General features: G+C 58.8%; 30 protein-coding genes and 1 pseudogene. 3 read left to right on the plus strand and 28 right to left on the minus strand.

Annotation, left to right across the window (positions count from 1 at the left end; genetic code table 11):
• Positions 1-115: 115 nt before the first annotated feature.
• The 25 genes and pseudogenes from ACZ1HM_RS18475 to rpmC all read right to left on the minus strand — a co-directional run bounded on the left by ACZ1HM_RS18475 (position 116) and on the right by rpmC (position 17388).
• Positions 116-831 (minus strand): annotated as a pseudogene (locus ACZ1HM_RS18475) (ATP12 family chaperone protein).
• Positions 828-1511: an HAD-IA family hydrolase gene (locus ACZ1HM_RS18480; RefSeq protein WP_472744082.1), complete on the minus strand. Its 684-nt coding sequence runs from the start codon at positions 1509-1511 to the stop codon at positions 828-830. Before ACZ1HM_RS18480 ends, ACZ1HM_RS18475 begins: the two are co-directional and overlap by 4 nt.
• On the minus strand, positions 1511-2551 hold the full coding sequence (locus ACZ1HM_RS18485; RefSeq protein WP_472744083.1) for an RluA family pseudouridine synthase: 1041 nt from the start codon (positions 2549-2551) through the stop codon (positions 1511-1513). The genes ACZ1HM_RS18480 and ACZ1HM_RS18485 overlap by 1 nt, the downstream gene beginning before the upstream one ends.
• Positions 2548-2928 carry a fluoride efflux transporter CrcB gene (gene crcB, locus ACZ1HM_RS18490; RefSeq protein ID WP_472744084.1) on the minus strand — a complete coding sequence of 127 codons (381 nt, stop codon included), beginning with the start codon at positions 2926-2928 and terminating at the stop codon, positions 2548-2550. Before crcB ends, ACZ1HM_RS18485 begins: the two co-directional genes overlap by 4 nt.
• A 124-nt stretch (positions 2929-3052) precedes the next feature.
• Positions 3053-4366, minus strand: a complete 1314-nt coding sequence (locus ACZ1HM_RS18495) for a replication-associated recombination protein A (protein WP_472744085.1) — start codon at positions 4364-4366, stop codon at positions 3053-3055.
• Complete coding sequence (locus ACZ1HM_RS18500; protein WP_472744086.1) at positions 4366-5742, minus strand: trypsin-like peptidase domain-containing protein; 1377 nt, start codon at positions 5740-5742, stop codon at positions 4366-4368. The genes ACZ1HM_RS18495 and ACZ1HM_RS18500 overlap by 1 nt, the downstream gene beginning before the upstream one ends.
• A 452-nt stretch (positions 5743-6194) precedes the next feature.
• The gene (rplQ, locus tag ACZ1HM_RS18505) at positions 6195-6611 is read right to left on the minus strand and encodes a 50S ribosomal protein L17 (RefSeq protein ID WP_472744087.1); all 417 of its coding nucleotides are present in this window, start codon (positions 6609-6611) and stop codon (positions 6195-6197) included.
• Between the two features lie 139 nt (positions 6612-6750).
• Complete coding sequence (locus ACZ1HM_RS18510) at positions 6751-7767, minus strand: DNA-directed RNA polymerase subunit alpha (protein ID WP_164353875.1); 1017 nt, start codon at positions 7765-7767, stop codon at positions 6751-6753.
• Positions 7768-7881: 114 nt separating this feature from the next.
• Complete coding sequence (gene rpsK / locus ACZ1HM_RS18515; RefSeq protein WP_472744088.1) at positions 7882-8271, minus strand: 30S ribosomal protein S11; 390 nt, start codon at positions 8269-8271, stop codon at positions 7882-7884.
• A 12-nt stretch (positions 8272-8283) separates the two neighbouring features.
• A complete protein-coding gene (gene rpsM / locus ACZ1HM_RS18520; RefSeq protein WP_472744089.1) occupies positions 8284-8652 on the minus strand; it encodes a 30S ribosomal protein S13 in 369 nt (122 codons plus the stop codon).
• Positions 8653-8937: 285 nt separating this feature from the next.
• A complete protein-coding gene (locus tag ACZ1HM_RS18525; RefSeq protein WP_472744090.1) occupies positions 8938-9516 on the minus strand; it encodes an adenylate kinase in 579 nt (192 codons plus the stop codon).
• Positions 9513-10877: a preprotein translocase subunit SecY gene (gene secY / locus ACZ1HM_RS18530; RefSeq protein ID WP_472744091.1), complete on the minus strand. Its 1365-nt coding sequence runs from the start codon at positions 10875-10877 to the stop codon at positions 9513-9515. Before secY ends, ACZ1HM_RS18525 begins: the two co-directional genes overlap by 4 nt.
• Before the next feature lie 121 nt (positions 10878-10998).
• Entirely contained in the window at positions 10999-11478 is a 480-nt protein-coding gene (gene rplO / locus ACZ1HM_RS18535; protein ID WP_472744092.1) for a 50S ribosomal protein L15, read from the minus strand.
• Positions 11479-11611: 133 nt separating this feature from the next.
• Positions 11612-12694, minus strand: a complete 1083-nt coding sequence (locus ACZ1HM_RS18540) for an acyltransferase family protein (RefSeq protein ID WP_472744093.1) — start codon at positions 12692-12694, stop codon at positions 11612-11614.
• A gap of 340 nt (positions 12695-13034) precedes the next feature.
• On the minus strand, positions 13035-13223 hold the full coding sequence (gene rpmD, locus ACZ1HM_RS18545) for a 50S ribosomal protein L30 (protein ID WP_472744094.1): 189 nt from the start codon (positions 13221-13223) through the stop codon (positions 13035-13037).
• Between the two features lie 3 nt (positions 13224-13226).
• On the minus strand, positions 13227-13799 hold the full coding sequence (gene rpsE / locus ACZ1HM_RS18550) for a 30S ribosomal protein S5 (protein WP_472744095.1): 573 nt from the start codon (positions 13797-13799) through the stop codon (positions 13227-13229).
• 149 nt (positions 13800-13948) lie between these two features.
• Positions 13949-14308, minus strand: coding sequence for a 50S ribosomal protein L18 (gene rplR, locus ACZ1HM_RS18555; protein ID WP_472744096.1), 360 nt, complete (start codon positions 14306-14308; stop codon positions 13949-13951).
• Between the two features lie 12 nt (positions 14309-14320).
• A complete protein-coding gene (rplF, locus tag ACZ1HM_RS18560; protein WP_472744097.1) occupies positions 14321-14854 on the minus strand; it encodes a 50S ribosomal protein L6 in 534 nt (177 codons plus the stop codon).
• A gap of 10 nt (positions 14855-14864) precedes the next feature.
• The gene (gene rpsH / locus ACZ1HM_RS18565; RefSeq protein WP_472744098.1) at positions 14865-15257 is read right to left on the minus strand and encodes a 30S ribosomal protein S8; all 393 of its coding nucleotides are present in this window, start codon (positions 15255-15257) and stop codon (positions 14865-14867) included.
• A gap of 13 nt (positions 15258-15270) precedes the next feature.
• Positions 15271-15576: a 30S ribosomal protein S14 gene (gene rpsN, locus ACZ1HM_RS18570; protein ID WP_472744099.1), complete on the minus strand. Its 306-nt coding sequence runs from the start codon at positions 15574-15576 to the stop codon at positions 15271-15273.
• A 17-nt stretch (positions 15577-15593) separates the two neighbouring features.
• A complete protein-coding gene (rplE, locus tag ACZ1HM_RS18575; RefSeq protein WP_472744100.1) occupies positions 15594-16157 on the minus strand; it encodes a 50S ribosomal protein L5 in 564 nt (187 codons plus the stop codon).
• Entirely contained in the window at positions 16150-16461 is a 312-nt protein-coding gene (gene rplX / locus ACZ1HM_RS18580) for a 50S ribosomal protein L24 (protein WP_472744101.1), read from the minus strand. The genes rplE and rplX overlap by 8 nt, the downstream gene beginning before the upstream one ends.
• Positions 16461-16829 carry a 50S ribosomal protein L14 gene (gene rplN / locus ACZ1HM_RS18585; RefSeq protein ID WP_008757934.1) on the minus strand — a complete coding sequence of 123 codons (369 nt, stop codon included), beginning with the start codon at positions 16827-16829 and terminating at the stop codon, positions 16461-16463. Before rplN ends, rplX begins: the two co-directional genes overlap by 1 nt.
• A 110-nt stretch (positions 16830-16939) precedes the next feature.
• Positions 16940-17176 carry a 30S ribosomal protein S17 gene (rpsQ, locus tag ACZ1HM_RS18590; RefSeq protein ID WP_472744102.1) on the minus strand — a complete coding sequence of 79 codons (237 nt, stop codon included), beginning with the start codon at positions 17174-17176 and terminating at the stop codon, positions 16940-16942.
• A gap of 11 nt (positions 17177-17187) precedes the next feature.
• A complete protein-coding gene (gene rpmC, locus ACZ1HM_RS18595; protein WP_472744103.1) occupies positions 17188-17388 on the minus strand; it encodes a 50S ribosomal protein L29 in 201 nt (66 codons plus the stop codon).
• A gap of 297 nt (positions 17389-17685) precedes the next feature.
• Here rpmC and ACZ1HM_RS18600 point away from each other — a divergent pair, with 297 nt between their 5' ends.
• The 3 genes from ACZ1HM_RS18600 (at position 17686) to ACZ1HM_RS18610 (ending at position 19534) form a co-directional block, all read left to right on the plus strand.
• The gene (locus ACZ1HM_RS18600) at positions 17686-18060 is read left to right on the plus strand and encodes a DUF6636 domain-containing protein (protein WP_472744104.1); all 375 of its coding nucleotides are present in this window, start codon (positions 17686-17688) and stop codon (positions 18058-18060) included.
• Between the two features lie 19 nt (positions 18061-18079).
• Positions 18080-18697 (plus strand): TIGR02466 family protein, encoded by a 618-nt coding sequence (locus tag ACZ1HM_RS18605; RefSeq protein ID WP_472744105.1) that lies wholly within the window; start codon positions 18080-18082, stop codon positions 18695-18697.
• Positions 18698-18793: 96 nt separating this feature from the next.
• Positions 18794-19534: a heparin lyase I family protein gene (locus ACZ1HM_RS18610; protein ID WP_472744106.1), complete on the plus strand. Its 741-nt coding sequence runs from the start codon at positions 18794-18796 to the stop codon at positions 19532-19534.
• Between the two features lie 75 nt (positions 19535-19609).
• On the opposite strand, the gene rplP is transcribed toward ACZ1HM_RS18610, so the two are convergent.
• From rplP to rplV, 3 genes are read right to left on the minus strand one after another with little or no spacing between them, the layout of a single operon-like run.
• Positions 19610-20023 carry a 50S ribosomal protein L16 gene (gene rplP, locus ACZ1HM_RS18615; protein WP_472744107.1) on the minus strand — a complete coding sequence of 138 codons (414 nt, stop codon included), beginning with the start codon at positions 20021-20023 and terminating at the stop codon, positions 19610-19612.
• An 11-nt stretch (positions 20024-20034) separates the two neighbouring features.
• Complete coding sequence (gene rpsC, locus ACZ1HM_RS18620; protein ID WP_472744108.1) at positions 20035-20742, minus strand: 30S ribosomal protein S3; 708 nt, start codon at positions 20740-20742, stop codon at positions 20035-20037.
• Entirely contained in the window at positions 20742-21122 is a 381-nt protein-coding gene (gene rplV, locus ACZ1HM_RS18625; protein WP_025054725.1) for a 50S ribosomal protein L22, read from the minus strand. Before rplV ends, rpsC begins: the two co-directional genes overlap by 1 nt.

The raw sequence follows: 21122 nt of genomic DNA on the forward strand, positions 1-21122 counted from the left end.
ATCAGTGGCAGCTAGTGTGCTCGGATTCCCCGCTGAACGTCAAGGGCAGCCTGCTCAAAATCCATGCAAAAAGCCCACGCAGCAAAGGCGAATGCCTAGCCAACGCGCATTGGCCTTAACTGTCAGCAGAGCAAAGCGTGAACATGCGGCTGGCGTGCAGAAAACTTGCGCGTTTGATCGCGGCAAGTTCTTCGGCCTCGTCGTCTTTTCCCCACTGCTCAATCTGCCAAAGCTCATCCAGCCGCGACAAGGTCCAGACCTCCTCAGCGGGCCGCGCCCCAAGCGCGGTGGCAAAGCCCAGGATCAATGATCCCGACAGGCTGACCAAATCATGAAAGGCCGCCAGTTCAAAAGCACTCAACGCATGGGTCCGCTGGGCAAGGGCTGCCAAAGCGGCAGGATCTTGCGGCTGGTGCATGATCCCGGTCCGGGGTGCAGCCGCACCTCCAGCGCCTGCTCTGCCCAATGCAACATCGGATCCCACGCTTCGGTCTGCCGCGCGACCAGACCCTGGGGATGATCCGCGCGGTAGCACAGCAAATCGCTGTCACCGTAAGCCGCGATCATGTCGGCCACCTCCGCATGCTGCACCGCCACCTTATCAATCGCGGCATTCACCGTCTTGGTCGCGGGCATCACATGTGGATTGATCTCATCTTCTTGCGCATCCCATTCCGCCGCAACAGCCTCTGCCATCGCGCGGGTCGGCGTGATCAAAGACCGCTTCGCCGGTGTCTTGACCGGACGCCCATCCAACAGCACGGCAAAGCCCGCGTCTTCTTGAGAAACCTGCGCCTCTTTCCAAAAGCGTTTCATCTTCCATGCGCTCATGCAGACGCCCCCCACAGCCGCTTCAGGGTCGGCATCACCTGCTCAAAGCTGTCCACCACGGCGGCAGCCTCTGTCAGAGCAGCAACAGGGTGATACCCCCAAGATACCCCAAGGCCCCGCACGCCTGCGCGCGTTGCCATCTCCATGTCAAAGCTGGTGTCGCCAATCATTACCGTCGCCGCGGCGGACACACCCGTTTCCGCCATCGCCGCCTCAATCATGGACGGATGCGGTTTTGACGGATGGAAATCCGCCACCTGCTGGGTCACGAACATCCCTTGCAAACCATGCCCCTCAATCAACTTGTCCAACCCCCGCTTCGATTTGCCCGTGGCCACCCCCAACAACACCTCAGGGATCGCATTCAGCGCCTGCATCGCCGCCAGGGCGCCGGGATAAAGCGGTGAGGACTGCGCCACCCCTGCCTTGGCCCGCAAATCCATATAGGCCGCCTTATAGGCCACCTCCATCTGCGCATGTGCCGACGGTGCCAGATCAGGGGCCAGCCGGGGAAAGGCCACATTCAACGACAGCCCCACAATGCTCAGTAAAGTATCCCGTGCGGGCAAGGGCTGGTCCACAGCGGCAAAGGCCACTGCCATCGCGGACAGAATATCCGCCTGGCTGTCGACCAGGGTGCCATCGACATCAAAGATCACCAGCCGCAGATCAGCCCCCATCAGAGCGCCTCAAACGGGTCGTCTTCGGCCAAATCCTCCGTCCAGCCAAAGGTGTCCCAGGTCTCTGCCATATGCGGCGGCAAATCTGCTATCACGGTGATAATCTTGCGCGTCTCAGGATGCTCAAACCGCATCATACGCGCATGCAAATGCAGTTTCTTGGAAATGATCCCACCAATTTGCGCGCCCCAGCCATCGCCAAGGTTCTCTTGCCCAGACCCGCCATATTTGCCGTCACCAGCAATCGGATGCCCAATCTCAGCCATATGCGCGCGCAATTGGTGCGTCCGGCCCGTCACCGGCTCCAGCGCCACCCAGGACGCCCGAGAGGCGACCCGAAACAGCGTCGCATAAAGCGTATGCGCCCGTTTTGCACCCGGCGTGTCATCCATATCGCGCGGATGCACGGCAACCATCTTTTCGCCCTCCCCCGACCGTCCATGGCCGCCCGCCTTGACCAAGCCATACCGGATCTCACCCAGATAGGGCGTTGGCACCCCCGCCACGACAGCCCAGTAAATCTTGCGGGTCTCGCGGTGCCGCATCGCCTTGGTCAAGGCCTGCGCCGCGGCACGCGTGCGCGCCAGCAACAACACACCCGAGGTGTCCTTGTCCAAACGGTGCACCAAGCGGGGCCGCTCTTCTGCGTCAAACATCAACGCCTCGCCCAACCCGTCCACATGGCGCGTGCCCTGCCCGGATCCGCCCTGCACAGGCAGGCCCGCAGGCTTGTTCAGGGCTATCACGTGATCATCTTTATAGATCACACAAGCGCGGATGAACTTGGCGTCCGCATCGCTGATCTTGACCTGCGTGGGGGCCGGGGCAGGGCTAGACGGCAGCGGCGGGATGCGCACCTGTTGGCCCACCTCCACCCGCGATGATCCTTTCACCCGGCCACCATCCACCCGGATCTCACCCTTGCGGCACATCTTTTCGATGCGCCCCTGCGGCACATGCGGAAACTTGGACCGAAACCACCGGTCCAACCGCTGATCGCCATCCCCCGGCCCTACCGTAACAGTCTGTACCCGGCTCATGCCACCATCCCCCGCGCCAGGATCAAGCCCAGCATCAAGCCGCCCACAGACAGCACCACAGAAAGCCCCACATAAAGCGCAGCTGCCCCCGCCTCGCCTCTCTCAATCAACGTCACCGTTTCAAGAGAAAACGCGGAAAACGTCGTGAACCCACCCAAAAGCCCCGTCATAACAAAGGGGCTGTATCCGGTCAGACCTTTATGCGCGGCCATAACCACAAACACTCCCATCAGAAACGACCCCAGCACATTCACCGACAAGATCGCTACGGGGAACTCCTGCGGCCCCGTCAAACGCAACATCGCCACCCCGGCCAAAAACCGAAGCGCCGCGCCAATGGCACCGCCCAAAGCGACAAGAGAAAGTGTCGAAAGCATGGCGCGTCTGTCTTCCTTTGCATCCAAATTGTCAAGCTGGCCGCAAAGCCGCGCCCCGGGCTTCATCTTTCCACTATAACTCAAAAGCCCGTTCTCAGCGCGCACCACGCATTGAACAAGCCGCCTACCCGCCGCGCTGCGCGCGCAACTTGGTGAAATAGGCAACCCGCTTGGCCAACTCACGCTCAAACCCACGCTCTACCGGCGTATAAAGCGCCAGCCGCTCCATCCCGTCCGGGAAATAGTTCTGCCCCGAAAACCCTTCCTCAGCATCATGGTCATAGGCATAGCCCGCCCCATACCCCTGATCTTTCATCATGGAGGTTGCAGCGTTCAGGATATGCTTGGGCGGCGGGGCCGATCCGGTCTCTTTGGCCGCGCGCCGCGCCCCCTTGTAGGCCACATAGGCCGCATTCGACTTAGGCGCCAAGGCCAGATAGGCCACCGCTTGGGCCAGCGCCAATTCCCCTTCGGGCGATCCCAACCGCTCATAGGTTTCCCACGATTGCAAACAAACCGCCTGCGCCTGCGGATCGGCCAGCCCAATGTCCTCCACCGCCATCCGCGTCAGCCGTCGGGCCAAAAACCGCGGGTCCTCGCCCCCCTCCAGCATCCGGGCAAACCAATAAAGCGCCGCATCAGGGTCTGATCCGCGCACCGATTTATGCAAAGCAGAGATCAGATTGTAATGCGCATCCCCCGATTTGTCATAATTCGCCGCCCGCCGCATCAACCGCGCGCCCAGGGCTGCGGGGTCAAGCTTGTCTGCCACGTCCCAGGCCGCCACCTGCTCCACCAGGTTCAACAGCGCACGCCCATCGCCATCGGCCATTTCCAACAACGCCTCCCGCGCCGCCCCGCTCAGCGGCAGCGCGCGGTCCAACTCCTTCTCCGCCCGCTGGGCCAACAGCTCCAACTCCGCCAGGCTCAGCCGCTCCAGCACCATCACCTGCGCGCGGCTCATCACAGCTGCGTTCAACTCAAAACTGGGGTTCTCCGTTGTGGCCCCCACCAGCAGGATCGTGCCGTCCTCCATATGGGGCAAAAACCCATCCTGCTGCGCTTTGTTAAACCGGTGGATCTCATCCACAAACAGCAGCGTCCCCTGCCCGTTCTGCCGCCGGATCTTGGCCGCCTCAAACACCTTGCGCAGCTCTGGCACGCCTGAAAAAATCGCACTGATCTGCACAAAATGCAGATCCGTTTCATCAGCCAGCAACCGGGCAATCGTGGTCTTGCCCACCCCAGGCGGCCCCCAAAAGATGAGCGAGGTCAGCGCCCCCGCCCCCAACATCACCGTCAGCGGCCCCTCAGGCCCAAGCACCTTTTGCTGCCCAATAACCTCAGACAAGGAACGCGGCCGCAACCGGTCTGCCAAAGGCCGGTGCCCCGTTGGTGCCGCCCCCTCAAACGCACCGCTGTCAAACAAATCCGCCATCAGACCCGGAACCGCAGCACACTGCGCCGGTCCCCCCGTTGCACCACCATCTCAATGCGCCGCACTTGCCCGCCCAACAGGGTGGAGACCTCCTCGGGATGGACCGTCTCAACCCCGTTGATGCCCACAATCACATCGCCACTGCGCAGCCCAACCCGCTGGCCAAACCGGCCCGCCTCCAGCACCACAACCCCTTCGCTCTCCAACGGCAGGTTCATCTCAGCCAAAACCGCCGGATTGATCCGCACCATGCGCAACCCCGGCAACAGGCTGCGCTCAGACAACACTGTCTCATCCCGCGCAGGCACATCCGGTGCCGCCACCAGCGCCACCTCAAGGGCCATCTTCTCCCCCGCGCGCAGCAAACTGACAGGTGCTGCCTGGCCCATGCCCTCCACACTCATCCGGTAGACCATCTCAGCCGGCGTGTTCACCTCCGCCCCGCCCACATGGGTGATCACATCACCAACCTGCAAACCAGCAGCGGCAAAGGGGCTGGCCGCATGCACCCCCGACACGATGATGCCACCAGGGCGATCCAGCCCCAAAGGCCCCGCCATATCGGCATCCACAGGCTGCCCACTGATCCCGGCCCAGGGCTTGGAAAAGGCCGTCCGCCCCGCCCGCGCTTGGTCCACAAAGGCCGCAACCAAATCCGCCGGAATGGCGAAACCAATGCCATTGGACCCACCAGAGCGCGTCAGAATGGAGGTATTGATCCCAATCAACCGCCCCCCCATGTCAATCAACGCCCCACCTGAGTTGCCCGGATTAATCGGCGCATCGGTCTGAATGAAATAGCCCAGGCCCGAATTGCCCCCGCCCACGCGGCTGCGCGCGAGGCCGGACACAATGCCACTCGACACCGTCTGCCCCACCCCAAAAGGATTGCCAATGGCCAAGGCCAGCTCGCCCACCTCAACCGTCTCACTGTCCCTCAGCGCCAAATAGGGCAACGGCCCCTCCGCCTCGATCTGCAAGATCGCCAGATCCGCCTCCCGGTCCCCCAGCAGCACGCGCGCGGCATATTCGCGCCGGTCTGACAGCACCACAGTGATCTCCGTGGCCATGCCCACCACATGATAGTTCGACACGACAATCCCGTCCTCGGACAGGATCACGCCAGAGCCCAAGGAATTCTGCACGCGCGGCTTTTCCGCAAAAGGATCGCGAAAAAACCGCTCAAAGAATGGATCACTCTGCAAAGGCGTTCGCCGCGGCTCGGCCATGATCTTGGCGTAGATGTTCACCACCGCTGGCGTTGCCTCTTTCACCAAAGGCACAAAGCTCAACTGCATCTGCAGGGCCGAACTTGGCACCTGCTGGGCCATCACAGGGGTCGCCATCAGCGCCCATATCAAAACAAATATCCGCATGCCCCACCATATGCGCGCCACCCCAGGGCACGCAACACCCCAGCTTCATCTTTCCTCTAGGGTCAGGGCCCATTAATTTCGCGCCACTGGCGTCAAAACCGCGAAGTTTCAGCGGTTTGAGGCATGCTGCAACGAACGGGTTCATTGCAAATGGCTCATGCCTCTGAAAAGAAGCGGTTTTGTCGTCCTTCAGATTTGACGGATTTTCCTCGTGAGCCACTGCCCGGCAGCGCATTGCAAAGCAATGTCGCGAGAGGGGGCGTTACATCTGCTTGAAATTCAACAAGAGTTCCTGCGCAGATGTACCTTGTCACGAGAAAAATCTGTCAAACCAGTGGTGCGAAATGAGTGGGTCCTGACCCTACAACTCATGCACCTCAGAACAACAAAAAGCCCCACCAAAGGCAGGGCTCTTTCAGACGCCTCACGCGCCCCAGACTTTTGCAAAAGTCTTATTCCGCGGCGTCTTCCGCTTCCAGACGCGCCTTGTCAGCCGCACCTTTCGCGTCACGATCCCGGTCGACAAACTCGATGATCGCCATCGGTGCCATATCGCCATAGCGGAAACCCGCTTTCAGCACGCGCACATAGCCACCCTGACGGTCGGCATAGCGGGGGCCCAGCACGTCAAATAGCTTGGCCACATAGGCGTCCTGCTTCAGCTTTGAGGCCGCCTGACGGCGCGCATGCAAATCGCCGCGCTTGGCCAGTGTGATCATCTTTTCGATGATCGGCTTCAGCTCTTTGGCTTTCGGCAATGTTGTCTTGATCTGTTCATGCTCAATGAGCGAGCCTGCCATGTTTGCCCAGAGCGCCTTGCGGTGCTCATGTGTGCGGTTCAGGCGGCGGTATCCACGTGCGTGACGCATTTTAGTTCTCCATTTCGATGCCCTCTACGGGCGATTTTGCTTTGTCTGGCCAGCGATGCGTGTCACCGGCTCTCCTTGGGGTGTGCGTTTCACGCGCTACCCAGTAGTGTTGTAAAGCGGGGTTGCCCCCGCCATACAATCAAAAGTTGTCTTCGAACTTTTTCGCCAGATCTTCGATGTTGTCTGGTGGCCAGTCCTCAACGTCCATGCCCAGATGCAAGCCCATGCCGGACAGCACCTCTTTGATCTCGTTCAAAGACTTCCGGCCAAAGTTTGGCGTGCGCAGCATCTCTGCTTCGGTCTTTTGGATAAGATCACCGATGTAGACGATGTTGTCGTTCTTGAGGCAGTTCGCGGAACGCACGGACAGTTCCAGCTCGTCCACTTTCTTCAGCAGCAGCGGGTTGAACTCCAGACCGTCATCCTCATCCGCGCGGGACGCTGATTCAGGCTCATCAAAGTTCACAAAGATACCCAGCTGGTCCTGCAGAATGCGCGCCGCAAAAGCGACCGCGTCATCCGGCGTGATGGAGCCGTCTGTTTCCACCTTCATGGTCAGCTTGTCATAATCCAGCACCTGGCCCTCACGGGTCGGCTGCACGTCATAAGACACTTTCTTGACCGGGGAATAGATCGCATCAATCGGGATCAACCCAATCGGCGCATCCTCAGGCTTGTTCTTGTCAGCAGACACATAGCCCTTACCGGTGTTAACGGTCAGCTCCATGTAGACGTCCGCGCCGTCATCCAAGTGACAGATCACATGGTCACGGTTCAGGATCTCAATGCCCGCAGATTCGGAGATATCGCCCGCCGTCACAACACCCGGACCCTTCGCAGAGATGGACAGACGCTTAGGCCCTTCCACTTCCATACGGATCGACACACCTTTGAGGTTCAGGATGATGTCGGTGACGTCTTCGCGCACACCGGCGACAGAGGAAAACTCATGCAGCACGTTGTCGATCTGCACAGAGGTGATCGCGGCACCCTGCAAAGATGACATCAGCACGCGGCGCAGCGCGTTGCCCATGGTCAGGCCGAAACCACGCTCCAGTGGTTCTGCAATCACAGTGGCCTGGCGCGCAGGATCGTTGCCTGGCTTTACGTCAAGCTGCTGTGGTTTGATCAGTTCCGCCCAATTTTTGTGGATCATGTATCCCTCCATTCCTGCCTTGCACTGCATGTCCAAACAGCGCAGGCTCCCGAGGTTTCAAAATGCGGTCTGGGGCCGCAGCAAACCGCAGGGCCCCAGTCTAAAAAATGTCTGTTAAACGCGGCGGCGCTTTGGGGGGCGGCAGCCGTTGTGTGCCATGGGCGTCACGTCACGAATGGACGTGATGTTAAAGCCCGCAGCCGCCAGCGCGCGCAGCGCGCTTTCCCGGCCAGAGCCTGGGCCCTGCACTTCAACTTCCAGCGTCTTTACACCGTGCTCCTGCGCCTTGCGGCCCGCATCTTCGGCAGCCATCTGTGCCGCATAAGGCGTGGACTTACGTGAACCTTTAAAGCCCATCGTGCCCGCAGAAGACCAAGAGATCGCATTGCCCTGAACGTCAGAGATCAGGATCTTGGTGTTGTTGAAAGAAGAGTTCACATGCGCCACACCTGCGGCGATGTTCTTGGAGACCTTACGCTTGGTCCGACGTGTATCGCGTGCCATCTGTCAGCCCCCTTATTTCTTCTTACCAGCAATGGCCTTTGCGGGGCCTTTGCGGGTGCGTGCGTTGGTGTGTGTGCGCTGACCACGAACGGGCAGGTTACGACGGTGGCGCAGGCCACGGTAGCAGCCCAGGTCCATCAGACGTTTGATGTTCATCTGCGTGTCACGACGCAGGTCACCTTCGACGGTATAGTTTTCGTCGATGTGTTCGCGAATTTTCAGAACTTCGGCGTCGGACAATTCGTTGACCCGGCGGGTCATGTCGATGCCTACCGCTTCGCAAATCTTTGCGGCGGAGGAGTTGCCGATACCGGTGATATATGTGAGGGCGATTGGAACCCGCTTTGCAGTCGGGATATTTACGCCGGCAATACGTGCCACGTGTGCATTTCCTTTCGTTGCGGGTCCGTAATCCCAGACCCTTTTTTCACAACATAAGCCCGAGGCGTATTGCCGTCGGGCTAAGGCTGATCAGGTGATCTCGCGCCGCAGGGGCGACCTGCATTGCGAATTGATTCTCATTCGAGATAGCGCTCACTATGGCGTTTTCAACAAAGCGTCAACCCATGGAGGACCTTTGCGCAGGGCAGCTGAATTCTTGAAAGAATTCAGACCGATCTGTTTCAACAGATCGCGCCTGTCTTTTGCAAAAGACAGGCCCCAAAATCAGGCGTCAAGCAAACCGGCAATCGCCGCGCTGACACTGTCAATAGACGCCAGCCCATCAACACCCTGCAGCTGACCTTTGGCATGATAATACCCGATCAGCGGTGAGGTCTGCTTGTAATAGGCCATCAGACGCACCTTGAGGCTTTCCTCATTATCGTCCGCGCGCACGGGCTGCCCTGCGGCCGCCGCCTCTTCTGCGCGTTTTAGGATGCGGCCCACCAGAACCTCATCATTCACTTCCATCTCGATCACATGATCCAGGCTCTGACCCATTTCGGCCAACAGCTCACCCAAGGCATCCGCCTGGGCCAAGGTCCGCGGGAAGCCGTCAAAGATGAACCCACCCTTGTTATCGCCTTCCAGCTTTTCGCGGATCAGGCCGATCACGATCTCATCTGTCACCAGATCACCGCGGTCCATCACCTCAGCGACGCGCTTGCCCATCTCCGTGCCGGATGTGCGCGCCTCGCGCAGCATGTCACCGGTCGACAGCTGCACCATATCGCGCGCATCAACCAAAACCTGTGCTTGTGTGCCTTTGCCCGCGCCCGGCGGTCCAAGTAGAATAATGTTCATCGACGTACCGGGCTCCGTTTCTTCTTCGTCCCTTTGCCTTTGCCGCGCAGCTGCGACTCTTCAAGCAAACCTTCGTATTGATGTGCCAGCAGATGGCTTTGAACCTGCTGGATTGTGTCCATCGTCACCGATACCACAATCAACACCGAAGTCCCGCCAAAATAAAATGGGATCGCAAACTGGCCGCGCAGAATTTCGGGGAACACACAGACCAGCGCCAAATAGCCAGAGCCCAGCACCAACACGCGGTTCACCACATATTCCAGATACTCAGCCGTTTTCTTACCCGGACGGATGCCCGGCACAAAACCGTTCTGGTTTTTGAGGTTATCGGCCACATCGTCGGGCTTAAAGCTGACGTTGAACGTATAGAAATACGCAAAGAAAACGATCATCGCGACAAAGAACAGCAGATAAAGCGGCTGCCCCGGACCAAAGTTCGCCAAAAGCACGGACATCACCGGGCCTGTTGAATTGCCGGAAAACGTGCTGATCGTGACAGGCAGCAGCAACAGTGATGACGCAAAGATCGCCGGGATCACACCCGATGGATTGACCTTGACCGGCAAATGGCTTGAGCCACCGTCATACATCTTCATCCCCACCTGACGGCGCGGATATTGGATGTGAATTTTTCGCAAGGCCCTTTCCATAAAGACCACAAACATGATCGTCACCACGACCATGACCAGCACCCCGACAATCAACGCAGGGCTGATCGCACCTGACCGGCCAGAGGCAAAGAACTGCGCCAGTGCCGCAGGCACTTCGGCGATGATGCCAACGAAGATGATCAGGGAAATACCGTTGCCGATGCCGCGCGCGGTGATCTGCTCACCCAGCCACATCAGGAACATCGTCCCGCCCACCAGCGTGATCATGCAGGAAATGCGGAAATACCAACCCGGATCCGCCGCGATATCACCCGCTTCCAGCGAAACCGCGAGGCCATAGGATTGCAACGTCGCCAAAGCCACGGTGCCATAGCGCGTATATTGGTTCAGCTTCTTGCGGCCCTGTTCGCCTTCTTTCTTCAGCTGCTCCCAGGGCGGATACATCGCCCCCAAAAGCTGCACGATGATCGAGGCTGAGATATAGGGCATGATGCCAAGGGCAAAGATCCCCATCCGGCCCAATGCGCCGCCTGTGAACATCGACACCATGCCGCCGATGCCTTGGCCCGCGCTGTCCATGAATTCCCGCAGAGCCGCGCCATCAATGCCCGGCACCGGGATAAACGTGCCCAGACGATAGACAATCAGCAACGCCAGCGTGAAAAAGATCCGGTTGCGCAGGTCGGTGGCCTTACCCAAAGCGGACCAACTTGTGTTGGCGGCCATGTTTTCGACGGCTGATACCATTATGCGGTCTCTTTTCGTTGGTGTGAAAACGCCGCCCTACTGTCTCCAGCCGGCGGCGTCCCTGAAAACTCGAAAGTCTATGTAAGCGGGCGCGCGCCCGCTCACAAGCCCAAAGGCAGGGTTACTCCGCCGCAGCGGCCGCCTTGGCAGCCACAGTGACGCTGCCACCGGCCTTCTCAACCGCGTCAATCGCGGACTTTGATGCGCCAGCAACGGTCAGATCAACTTTGCTTGTGATCTCGCCCTTGGCCAGAACCCGGATGCCGTCCAGCTCACGACGCACCAGGCCAGAAGCCACCAGTGCCGCGCCGTCAATTGGCTTTTTCGCGTCCAGTTTCTTGGCGTCGATGAACTTCTGGATCAGGCCCAGGTTCACAACAGCAAAGGATTTGCGGTTCGGCTTGTTAAAGCCACGCTTTGGCAGACGCTGATAGAGCGGCATCTGGCCACCCTCGTAGCCATTGATCGCTACACCTGAGCGGGATTTCTGACCTTTGATACCCCGGCCACCCATTTTACCGGTGCCAGAACCAGGACCACGGCCAACGCGCTTGCGCTTTTTGGTGGCCCCTGGATTGTCAGAGAGTTCATTCAATTTCATGTCGCTTCTCCTCTTGCCGGAAATACCCCCCAGCGACGGGAGCGGGCAAACACGGCGTTTCACTTGATTCTAGGCCACGCAGTGGCCACCGGGGGCGTATAGGAGAAGTCTTGGGGTGGATCAAGGGCGTTGGTCAGACACCGAACCATTTGGTCACACCCAGCCTGCGCAAGCCGTGATAAAGCACTATCGGCCCCACGACACCCACAAGCGTGCCAATGGACAGATGCACCCACAGATCGGTCACACCGACGCTGACAAAGCCAATTCGAAACGCGGCGGTAAAGATCGTATGCGCCAGGAAAATGATCAGTGACATCACGCCCAGATACCGCAGGACCTTCAGGATCACACCTGGCTCATCGGCGTTGGTATCAAGATGGGCAATCATCACCCAAAAGAACACAACCAAGGCCAGCGAATGCAGGCCCGGCCCCCAAATTTCAATCGCCTGGATCAACAGAACGGCAAAGATCACCGCCGCCGCTACGGCCATCCAACGGGCCGGGCGCAGTGCTGCCAAGCCACCGGCGGCGACGCCCGCAATGAAGTAAGGCGCATTCTCAACCGCAGGCCCTGTATAAAGCGATGTGACCGATATGATGGGCAAACACAAAGCGTAGACAAACGCGATGGCCCCCAGCGCGAAATGCAACGTAGGCACCGATATCAGGGGCAGCAAAGCGCGGCACAGCGCCAACGACGCCAGCTGCACCAACAACAAGGCCCACAGAAACCACAGATGCTCATAGGGCGGCAGCGGGATCAGCGGGAAATCCGATATCTCCACCGGAAAATTCGCAGATTGCCCCGCCATCAGCCGGACCCCAAAGAAAATCCAGGTCCACAGCACCATCGGCCAAAGCAACCGCCACATCCGGCTCAGGACAAAGTCCTGCGGCGTCACACGGGTGATCGCATCCAGAAAAACCAGACCCGCCAAAAAGAAGAACAGCGGCATGTGCCAGGAATAGATCATGTTATCGACCGCCCGAAACACGGCCGCATCGCCCAGCAAACCTGCAGCAAAGGCACCGTGCCAGGCATGGCCAAAGACCACCAGCAAAATGCCAATGCCCTTGGCCGTATCAATGGAATGCAGCCGGCCCGCATGCGCCGTCCCCTGCGGGGCCGTGCCAGTCACGGGCATGTTCATACCAACCGATACCAAAGAACTGTCCTTAATCCGCTGTTCCTGATGAGGCTCAGACGTCATCATTCGGACCTGAATAGCTTAAGAAGTGGGGCAAAAATGGGGCAGGTTCGTGCCCTCTCCGGGTTCATTCCCACCCTTGGGGAACCACTGATCCTGAACACAGCCAACTGTTTACGCTCCGCTTGCACGAAATGCATCTCACCTCGGCGACAGGCGTCCCAGAAACCCGCTGAAATCCCTGATCTCAACTGCGGGCGTCGCACGTCCGAGGGTGCATTTGGCACCTTTACTCATTCAACAAACACACCAATGGCTGACCCTTTGGCACGATCACCCTTAACAAAAGACGCCCCGCTGTTTCCAGCAGGGCGTTCCTTAAGACGTTGAGTTTTTTGTAAACTCAGCCTTTTTCTTCGATGATCTCAACCATGTGAGAGATCTTGTTGATCATCCCACGCACAGCTGGGGTATCTTCCAGCTCACGGGTGCGGTTCATCTTGTTCAGGCCCAGGCCGATCAGCGTCTGACGCTGGATGGCGGGGCGGCGGATCGGGGAACCGATCTGCTTTACAACGATAGTCTTAGCCATGGATTAGGCCTCCTCAGCTGCTGGTGCGGCCGCAGGCGCATCGTTCTTGGGCAGAATGTCAGCGACCTTCTTGCCACGACGCTGTGCGACGGACCGTGGAGAGGACTCTTTGCGGAGACCGTCCATGGTTGCACGGATCATGTTGTATGGGTTCTGAGAGCCGATGGACTTGGACACAACGTCCTTGATGCCCAGCATCTCAAATACCGCACGCATCGGACCACCTGCGATGATCCCAGTACCTTCTGGCGCGGTACGCATCACAACGCGGCCCGCACCGTGGCGGCCTTCCATGTCGTGGTGCAGCGTCCGACCTTCGCGCAGCTGCACGCGGATCATCTGGCGCTTGGCCTGCTCAGTGGCTTTGCGGATGGCCTCAGGTACTTCTTTCGCTTTACCTTTGCCAAAGCCTACGCGGCCCTTCTGATCGCCGACAACGACGAGTGCGGCAAACCCAAAGCGCTTACCACCTTTAACGGTCTTGGACACGCGGTTGATGGCGACCAGGCGGTCGGCAAATTCCGGTGCTTCGTCTCTGTCCCGGCGGGGGCCGCGACGGTTTTCACGTTCTGCCATGAGAACATCCTTTATCTGGTGGGCCTGCGCCCGGTTTGTTCGATCGCAGTGAGCCCAAGCGGCTCCCCGATCATCGAAGGTGCGCAGTGAATGCGCACCCTACAGGTTGTGTTCGATGTAGGGTGCGCATTCACTGCGCACCGACCACATCAGATCTTCAGACCACCCTCACGGGCAGCATCCGCCAGCGCTTTCACTTTGCCGTGGAACAGGAAACCGCCACGGTCGAAATACGCTTCTGCGACACCGGCTTTCTTTGCGCGTTCGGCAATCGCTGCACCCACCTTGGTGGCCGCGTCGATGTTGTTTTTGCCAACCACGCCCAGATCCTTCTCCAAAGATGAAGCTGCGGCGACTGTTTTGCCGTTCACATCGTCGATCAGCTGAACGCTGATGTTCTTGTTGGAACGGTGCACAGACAGGCGCATACGGCCCGCATTTGTGCGGCGAAGTTTGTTCCGAACGCGCAGGCGGCGTTTGATGAACAGTTGTCTTTTGCTGTTTGCCATGTCCTTGCGTCCTTACTTCTTCTTGCCTTCTTTGCGGAAGACATACTCGTCCTTGTAGCGGATGCCTTTGCCCTTGTAGGGCTCTGGCTTACGCCACGCGCGAATGTTCGCCGCAACCTGACCCACCAGTTGCTCGTCGATACCTTCGACCACAACTTCGGTTTGCTTTGGCGCGGTCACTGTCACACCCTCAGGGGCGACAAAGTCCACGTCATGGGACAGGCCCAGGTTCAGTTTCAATACGTTACCCTGCACCTGTGCACGGTAACCAACACCCTGGATCTCCAGCTCTTTTTTGAAGCCTTCGGTCACACCGGTCACCAAGTTGGCGACCATGGTGCGGGACATGCCCCACTGCTGGCGCGCGCGCTTGGATTTGCCACGTGGCATCACGGAAACAGCGTTGTCTTCCACTTTGATGTCAACATCGTCTGTGGCGTGGAAGCTGCGGGTGCCCTTGGGGCCCTTCACTTCGATAGACTGGCCAGAGACTGTCGCGGTCACACCGCTGGGCAGGTCTACTGGTTTTTTACCAATACGAGACATTGCAACCTCCTTAGAATACGGTGCAGAGCACTTCGCCGCCAACATTGGCGCTACGTGCATTTGCATCCGACATCACACCCTTGGGGGTGGAGACAATCGACACACCCAGGCCCTGACGCACCTGTGGGATGTCCTGTGCGCCCATGTATACGCGACGACCGGGCTTAGACACCCGCTTCAGCTCACGAATAACAGGTTCGCCCTCGTAGTACTTCAGGCTGATCTCGATGGCCGGGTGGCCGTCGATGCCGGTGGTCTTTTCAAAACCCCGGATATAGCCCTCGTCTGCCATCACTTCCAACACACGCTCACGCAGTTTGGAGGCAGGTGTCATGACGGTAGACTTGCCGCGCATCTGGCTGTTGCGGATGCGGGTCAGCATATCTGCGATAGGATCGTTCATCTATGTACCCTCCTTACCAGCTGGATTTGACCATGCCGGGGATTTGGCCCGCTGAGCCAAGGTCCCGCAGCGCGATACGCGAGATTTTCAGTTTGCGATAATACGCGTGTGGACGGCCCGTCAGCTGGCAGCGGTTGTGCAGACGCACAGCGCTTGAGTTGCGGGGCAGTTTCGCCAGCTTCAGGGAGGCGCGGAAACGCTCTTCCATTGGCTTGCTTTCGTCGTTCACGATCTCTTTCAGAGCCGCACGCTTTTCGGCGTACTTCGCGACCAACTTTTCACGCTTCTTTTCGCGTGCGATCATGGATTTCTTAGCCATATCTCAAATCCTCCCGATCAGCTGTTGAAGGGCATGTTGAACGCCGTCAACAGTGCCTTCGCTTCAGCGTCGGTTTTCGCCGTGGTGGCGATGATGATGTCCATCCCCCAGGTCTCATCGACTTTGTCGAAATCAATCTCTGGGAACACGATGTGCTCTTTCAGGCCCATGGCATAGTTGCCGCGGCCATCAAAAGAGGAGCCCTTCACGCCGCGGAAGTCGCGGACCCGTGGCAGAGCGATCGTGATCAGACGGTCAAGGAATTCATACATACGCTCACCGCGCAGCGTGACCTTGGCACCCAGGGGCATGTCCTCACGCACCCGGAAACCCGCGATAGATTTCTTGGCGGTGGTGGTCATGGCTTTCTGGCCCGCAATCGCGGTCAGATCTTCCTGAGCGGATTTGGCTTTCTTGCTGTCGCGCACGGCTTCAGCACCACAACCAATGTTCAGCACGACCTTGTCCAGACGTGGGATCATCATGTCATTCTTATAGCCGAACTCTTCTTTCATCTTCGCGCGGATCTCGTCGCGGTAGACGCTCAGAAGGCGGGGTGTGTAATCAGCGGAATCAAGCATCAATCACGTCTCCCGTGGTCTTGGCAAAGCGCACTTTCTTGTCGCCTTCCATTTTGAAACCAACCCGTGTGGCTTTGCCGTTGGCATCCACATACGCAAGGTTGCTCAGATCAATCGGCATCGCCTTGGGCAGACGGCCGCCCTGGCTTTCCTGGCTCTGACGCGTGGCGCGGATGGCGATGTTGATGCCATCCACAACGGCCTTGCCTGCCTTTGGATCAACCAAGGAAATGGTCCCGGTCTTGCCCTTGTCTTTGCCAGCAAGCACGATGACCTTGTCACCTTTTTTCAGTTTGGCAGCCATCAGAGCACCTCCGGAGCCAGCGAGATAATCTTCATGAAGTTCTTGCCGCGCAGCTCGCGAACAACTGGGCCAAAGATACGTGTACCTACAGGCTCATTGTTGTTGTTGAGGATGACGGCTGCGTTGCGGTCAAAGCGGATGGCGGTGCCATCTTCGCGACGCACTTCTTTTGCCGTGCGAACGACAACGGCCTTACGGACGTCGCCTTTTTTCACACGACCGCGTGGGATGGCTTCCTTAACCGAAACGACGATGATGTCGCCTACGGATGCGTATTTACGCTTGGAACCACCCAGTACCTTGATGCACTGAACACGGCGAGCGCCGCTGTTGTCAGCAACATCCAGGTTGGTCTGCATCTGGATCATTTGGTTTCTCCCGACCTTTGGGGGGCTGATGCCTTAGCCGTTTCCCCAGGGTTTCGCTAAATCTTAACGTCAGAAACCGCGCCTGCCTTGCGGCGGACGCGGCTTGTGGATCAGGCTTCCGCCGTCAGCACTTCCCAACGCTTTGTCTTGGACTTTGGTGCACATTCAATGATGCGCACGGTGTCGCCCACTTTGAATGTGTTGTTCTCATCGTGCGCCCGGTATTTCTTGGACTTACGAATGGTCTTTTTCAGAACCGGATGCGTAAAGCGACGCTCTACGTTTACGGTGACTGTCTGGGCGTTTGCGTCGGAGGTCACGACGCCTTGCAAGATACGCTTTGGCATGGGTGCTCTCCTTATTCCGCAGCCGCTTGGGCTTTTTCGTTCAGAATGGTGTGGACACGCGCCACATCACGCTTCACGCTGCGCAGCCGCGCAGGGTTCTCAAGTTGACCGGTGGCCTGCTGAAAACGCAGGTTAAAGGCTTCTTTCTTGAGGGTGACCAGCTCATCACGAAGCTGATCGGGGGTTTTATCCCGAAGGTCTTGGGCGTTCATCACGCATATTTCCTTTTCAACATCACCAGCAGGCCGCTTTTGCGTTACCCTGATTCTGGTGGAGGTCACTAGAAGTGCGCCGTATATGGCGGTGCCCGCGACTTGGCAAGGGGGTTTTGCCGGTTTTCGCCCCTGCCCGCACACCTCTGCCACCCAACAGGCACAGCCTACCAGCCAAGACCCGCGCGCACATGCGCGAAAACCGCTTGGCCCAGGCGTCGCAACCGCCTTATCCTGATCCCGAAACCCCAAGAAAGCCCGGCTGATGATCTTACGCGCACTGATGCTCCTTGCCCTTTGTTTTGCAGGCCCGGCCGGGCTGATGTCTGGTCCTTCAACACCCCCTCAGGCAATATCGAATGCTGGGTGGGCGAAGAGGTCAGCAGCTCGGATCTGACCTGCACCATCTTTCAACGCAAAGCCCCCATGGCGCAGTTCACCGCCTGCCCGGTGCACCGTGGCATCACCGCCTTCATGGGCAACCGCGGCGGCGTGGATGTCACCTGCACACCCCAAGGCGAACGCCCCGTGGGCGGGCAACATGTGGCCGACTATGGCGTCACCGGGCAATTCGGCGGCTTTTCGTGCCATTCCAGCCGCAAGGGGCTTGAGTGCCGCAACCAAGATGGCCATGGCTTCTTTCTGTCCCGCGCCGTACAAACGGCGTTCTGAACCACCCAAAGGCACGCCCATGGCCCAGACCAAAACCCTGTTCGTCACCCCGCTTTATCATGCGCAGCTCAATGACCACGGCCAAGTGGACCCCGATGAGCTTGAGGCCTCCTGCTATGCCATCGCCGAAGACGATGAGGCCGGGCAGCGCTGGTCAGAGGAAAACGGCTATCCCGGCTATACCTCCTATGCCTCGCTGACTGACCTGGGCTGGCGGTTCCCGATCTTTGCGGATGTGATCAAGGCGCTGGATGCCCATGTGGCCCAATTCGCCCGCGATCTGCATTTCGATCTGGATGGCAAAGCGCTCAAGCTTGAAGACATCTGGATCAACATCCTGCCCGAAGGCGGCATCCACACCGGCCACATCCACCCCCATTCAGTGATCTCAGGCACCACCTACGTGGCCCTGCCGGACGGCTCTGCTTCCATCAAATACGAAGACCCCCGCCTGCCCATGATGATGGCCGCCCCAGGCCGCACCAAAGACGCGCCCGAGGCCCTACGCCCCTTCGCCTATGTCTCTCCCAAGGTGGGCGATGTGCTGCTGTGGGAAAGCTGGCTGCGCCATGAGGTGCCCATGAACATGAGCGAGGAAGACCGCATATCGGTCAGCTTCAATTATGCGTGGGGGTGAGGTGGGCTGCGCTCCGGTAAGTCCGGATGTTCTGCAAACGGCACCATGAATGCTGTGCTACACTGTCGTCATGCTATGACAACAGACAGGGGCGTGATGAGATCGGCATTACTGTGCAGCGCACTTTTGGTGGCACAGCTTTGCGCGGGGGCAGCCTTTGCAGGCAGTTTCCGCGATAAAGACTGGTCCGTGGTTTTGCGCGACACATGCGGGCTGCCTCAGGCAAGCTCCATCTCACAGGTCTCCCAGGATGGCGACCGGAAGCTGCGGGTCACGCTAAAGCCCGGAGACAAGGGCAAATGCAGCACCGACGCGCAAGCCCGCCACAGCGCCCCCTATTGGGAGCGGGCAGAGGTGGCGCAGGCAACGCGCCTGGAACTGGGTGCACGCTACCGCATCACGGCAGAAGTGACCCTGCTGCAAGGCTTTACCGGCGAAAGAGAGGCGTTCCTGCAAATCCATGGCTGGAACACGCGCTGCAAGAAAGCCTATCCGCCTGCAATGTTGAAGTTTGACGAAGGCCAGTTGCGGATTGAAACCTTACGCGGCGTGTCAGCCCTGTCATCTGGCAGACATCGCAATGCGCTTGGACACACAATTGCGGTGAAGGGGCTCTATGGCAAACCGGTACGGTTCGCATTGGACCTGGACATGAGCACCAAGCCAGGCCGCTTGAGCGTCTCGCTCAATGAGCAGCAGATCGTTTCGGGTGCCCCTGTCGATTATGCCCGATGCGCAGTGCCCTACCTAAAGCTTGGCATCTACAGACCTGGTGGCAAAGGGTCCGAGACCTCGGCAGCCCTGTTTGACGATGTGACAATCACTTCGCTAAAATGAAGAACCCCCGCCGCTTGCGCGCCGGGGGCCAATCTCGAACCGTAGGGTGCGCTTCTCAGCGCACCAAAACCGGTCTTACCAATCTTCGCGTACAATCACGCGCGTCTTGATCGGCAGCTTCATCGCCGCCAGACGCAGCGCTTCGCGCGCGATTTCTTCGTTCACACCGTCAATTTCAAACATCACACGGCCCGGCTTAACCTTGGCCGCCCAGAAATCAACGGAACCTTTACCTTTACCCATCCGAACTTCGACAGGCTTGGAGGTAACAGGCACATCTGGGAAGATGCGGATCCAAACACGGCCCTGACGCTTCATATGACGCGTCATGGCACGACGGGCGGCTTCGATCTGGCGCGCGGTGACGCGCTCTGGCTGCAACGCCTTCAGACCGTAGGTGCCGAAGTTGAGGTCAGAGCCCCCCTTCGCCATGCCCTTGATGGAACCTTTGAACTGCTTGCGGAATTTCGTCCGTTTTGGCTGTAGCATCTATCTACTCCTTACCGGCGACCGCCTGCACCGCGTGGTGCTGGGCCGTCCTGAAGTTCCTGTGCCTTACGGTCACGGGCCTGCGGATCGTGCTCCATGATCTCGCCTTTGAAGATCCAGGTCTTGATCCCGATGATCCCATAAGCGGTGGAGGCTTCCACATGCGCGTAATCGATGTCAGCACGCAGCGTGTGCAACGGCACGCGACCTTCGCGGTACCACTCGGTGCGGGCAATCTCTGCCCCACCCAGGCGACCGGCCAGGTTCACACGGATGCCCAGGGCACCCATACGCATGGCGTTCTGTACCGCACGCTTCATGGCGCGGCGGAAGGACACCCGGCGCTCCAGCTGCTGTGCGATGCTCTCACCGACCAGGGCTGCATCCAGCTCTGGCTTGCGCACTTCAACGATGTTGAGGTGCAGCTCGGAGGAGGTCATCTTGGCAATCTTCTGACGCAGACCTTCGATGTCTGCCCCTTTCTTGCCGATGATCACGCCAGGACGCGCGGTGTGAATGGTCACACGGCACTTCTTGTGCGGACGTTCGATGATCACACGGGCCACACCGGCCTGATGACACTCTTTCTTGATGAACTCACGGATCGCGAGGTCTTCGAGCAGAAGATCACCATAGTCTTTGGTGTCGGCGTACCAGCGGCTGTCCCAGGTGCGGTTGACCTGCAGGCGCATGCCGATCGGGTTTACTTTGTTACCCATTATGCTTGCTCCTCAACTTGACGCACGACGATGGTGACTTCGGCAAATGGCTTCATGATCTTGCCAAACCGGCCACGGGCCCGAGGGCGACCGCGCTTCATCGTGAGGTTCTTGCCCACATAGGCTTCGGCCACGATCAGCTCGTCTACGTCCAGGTTGTGGTTGTTCTCAGCGTTGGCGATTGCGGACTGAAGGCACTTCTTCACATCCTGCGCGATCCGCTTCTTGGAGAAAGTCAGATCGGTCAGCGCCCGCTCCACTTTCTTGCCACGGATCAGGCCAGCAACGAGGTTCAGTTTCTGCGGTGACGTCTTGAGCATGCGCAGCTTTGCACGTGCTTCGTTGTCGGCCACGCGGCGGGGATTTTTATCCTTACTCAT

The sequence above is a fragment of the Sulfitobacter sp. GN1-4 genome (assembly GCF_055693825.1).

Bases quoted from the DNA above. Each gene is read 5' to 3' on its own strand.
- ACZ1HM_RS18480 (WP_472744082.1), bottom strand. From the start codon at position 1,511: ATGGGGGCTGATCTGCGGCTGGTGATCTTTGATGTCGATGGCACCCTG.
- ACZ1HM_RS18485 (WP_472744083.1), bottom strand. From the start codon at position 2,551: ATGAGCCGGGTACAGACTGTTACGGTAGGGCCGGGGGATGGCGATCAG.
- crcB (WP_472744084.1), bottom strand. From the start codon at position 2,928: ATGCTTTCGACACTTTCTCTTGTCGCTTTGGGCGGTGCCATTGGCGCG.
- ACZ1HM_RS18495 (WP_472744085.1), bottom strand. From the start codon at position 4,366: ATGGCGGATTTGTTTGACAGCGGTGCGTTTGAGGGGGCGGCACCAACG.
- ACZ1HM_RS18500 (WP_472744086.1), bottom strand. From the start codon at position 5,742: ATGCGGATATTTGTTTTGATATGGGCGCTGATGGCGACCCCTGTGATG.
- rplQ (WP_472744087.1), bottom strand. From the start codon at position 6,611: ATGCGTCACGCACGTGGATACCGCCGCCTGAACCGCACACATGAGCAC.
- ACZ1HM_RS18510 (WP_164353875.1), bottom strand. From the start codon at position 7,767: ATGATCCACAAAAATTGGGCGGAACTGATCAAACCACAGCAGCTTGAC.
- rpsK (WP_472744088.1), bottom strand. From the start codon at position 8,271: ATGGCACGCGATACACGTCGGACCAAGCGTAAGGTCTCCAAGAACATC.
- ACZ1HM_RS18525 (WP_472744090.1), bottom strand. From the start codon at position 9,516: ATGAACATTATTCTACTTGGACCGCCGGGCGCGGGCAAAGGCACACAA.
- secY (WP_472744091.1), bottom strand. From the start codon at position 10,877: ATGGTATCAGCCGTCGAAAACATGGCCGCCAACACAAGTTGGTCCGCT.
- rplO (WP_472744092.1), bottom strand. From the start codon at position 11,478: ATGAAATTGAATGAACTCTCTGACAATCCAGGGGCCACCAAAAAGCGC.
- ACZ1HM_RS18540 (WP_472744093.1), bottom strand. From the start codon at position 12,694: ATGACGTCTGAGCCTCATCAGGAACAGCGGATTAAGGACAGTTCTTTG.
- rpmD (WP_472744094.1), bottom strand. From the start codon at position 13,223: ATGGCTAAGACTATCGTTGTAAAGCAGATCGGTTCCCCGATCCGCCGC.
- rpsE (WP_472744095.1), bottom strand. From the start codon at position 13,799: ATGGCAGAACGTGAAAACCGTCGCGGCCCCCGCCGGGACAGAGACGAA.
- rplR (WP_472744096.1), bottom strand. From the start codon at position 14,308: ATGGCAAACAGCAAAAGACAACTGTTCATCAAACGCCGCCTGCGCGTT.
- rplF (WP_472744097.1), bottom strand. From the start codon at position 14,854: ATGTCTCGTATTGGTAAAAAACCAGTAGACCTGCCCAGCGGTGTGACC.
- rpsH (WP_472744098.1), bottom strand. From the start codon at position 15,257: ATGAACGATCCTATCGCAGATATGCTGACCCGCATCCGCAACAGCCAG.
- rpsN (WP_472744099.1), bottom strand. From the start codon at position 15,576: ATGGCTAAGAAATCCATGATCGCACGCGAAAAGAAGCGTGAAAAGTTG.
- rplE (WP_472744100.1), bottom strand. From the start codon at position 16,157: ATGCTTGATTCCGCTGATTACACACCCCGCCTTCTGAGCGTCTACCGC.
- rplX (WP_472744101.1), bottom strand. From the start codon at position 16,461: ATGGCTGCCAAACTGAAAAAAGGTGACAAGGTCATCGTGCTTGCTGGC.
- rplN (WP_008757934.1), bottom strand. From the start codon at position 16,829: ATGATCCAGATGCAGACCAACCTGGATGTTGCTGACAACAGCGGCGCT.
- rpsQ (WP_472744102.1), bottom strand. From the start codon at position 17,176: ATGCCAAAGCGTATCTTGCAAGGCGTCGTGACCTCCGACGCAAACGCC.
- rpmC (WP_472744103.1), bottom strand. From the start codon at position 17,388: ATGAACGCCCAAGACCTTCGGGATAAAACCCCCGATCAGCTTCGTGAT.
- ACZ1HM_RS18605 (WP_472744105.1), top strand. From the start codon at position 18,080: ATGGCCCAGACCAAAACCCTGTTCGTCACCCCGCTTTATCATGCGCAG.
- ACZ1HM_RS18610 (WP_472744106.1), top strand. From the start codon at position 18,794: ATGAGATCGGCATTACTGTGCAGCGCACTTTTGGTGGCACAGCTTTGC.
- rplP (WP_472744107.1), bottom strand. From the start codon at position 20,023: ATGCTACAGCCAAAACGGACGAAATTCCGCAAGCAGTTCAAAGGTTCC.
- rpsC (WP_472744108.1), bottom strand. From the start codon at position 20,742: ATGGGTAACAAAGTAAACCCGATCGGCATGCGCCTGCAGGTCAACCGC.
- rplV (WP_025054725.1), bottom strand. From the start codon at position 21,122: ATGAGTAAGGATAAAAATCCCCGCCGCGTGGCCGACAACGAAGCACGT.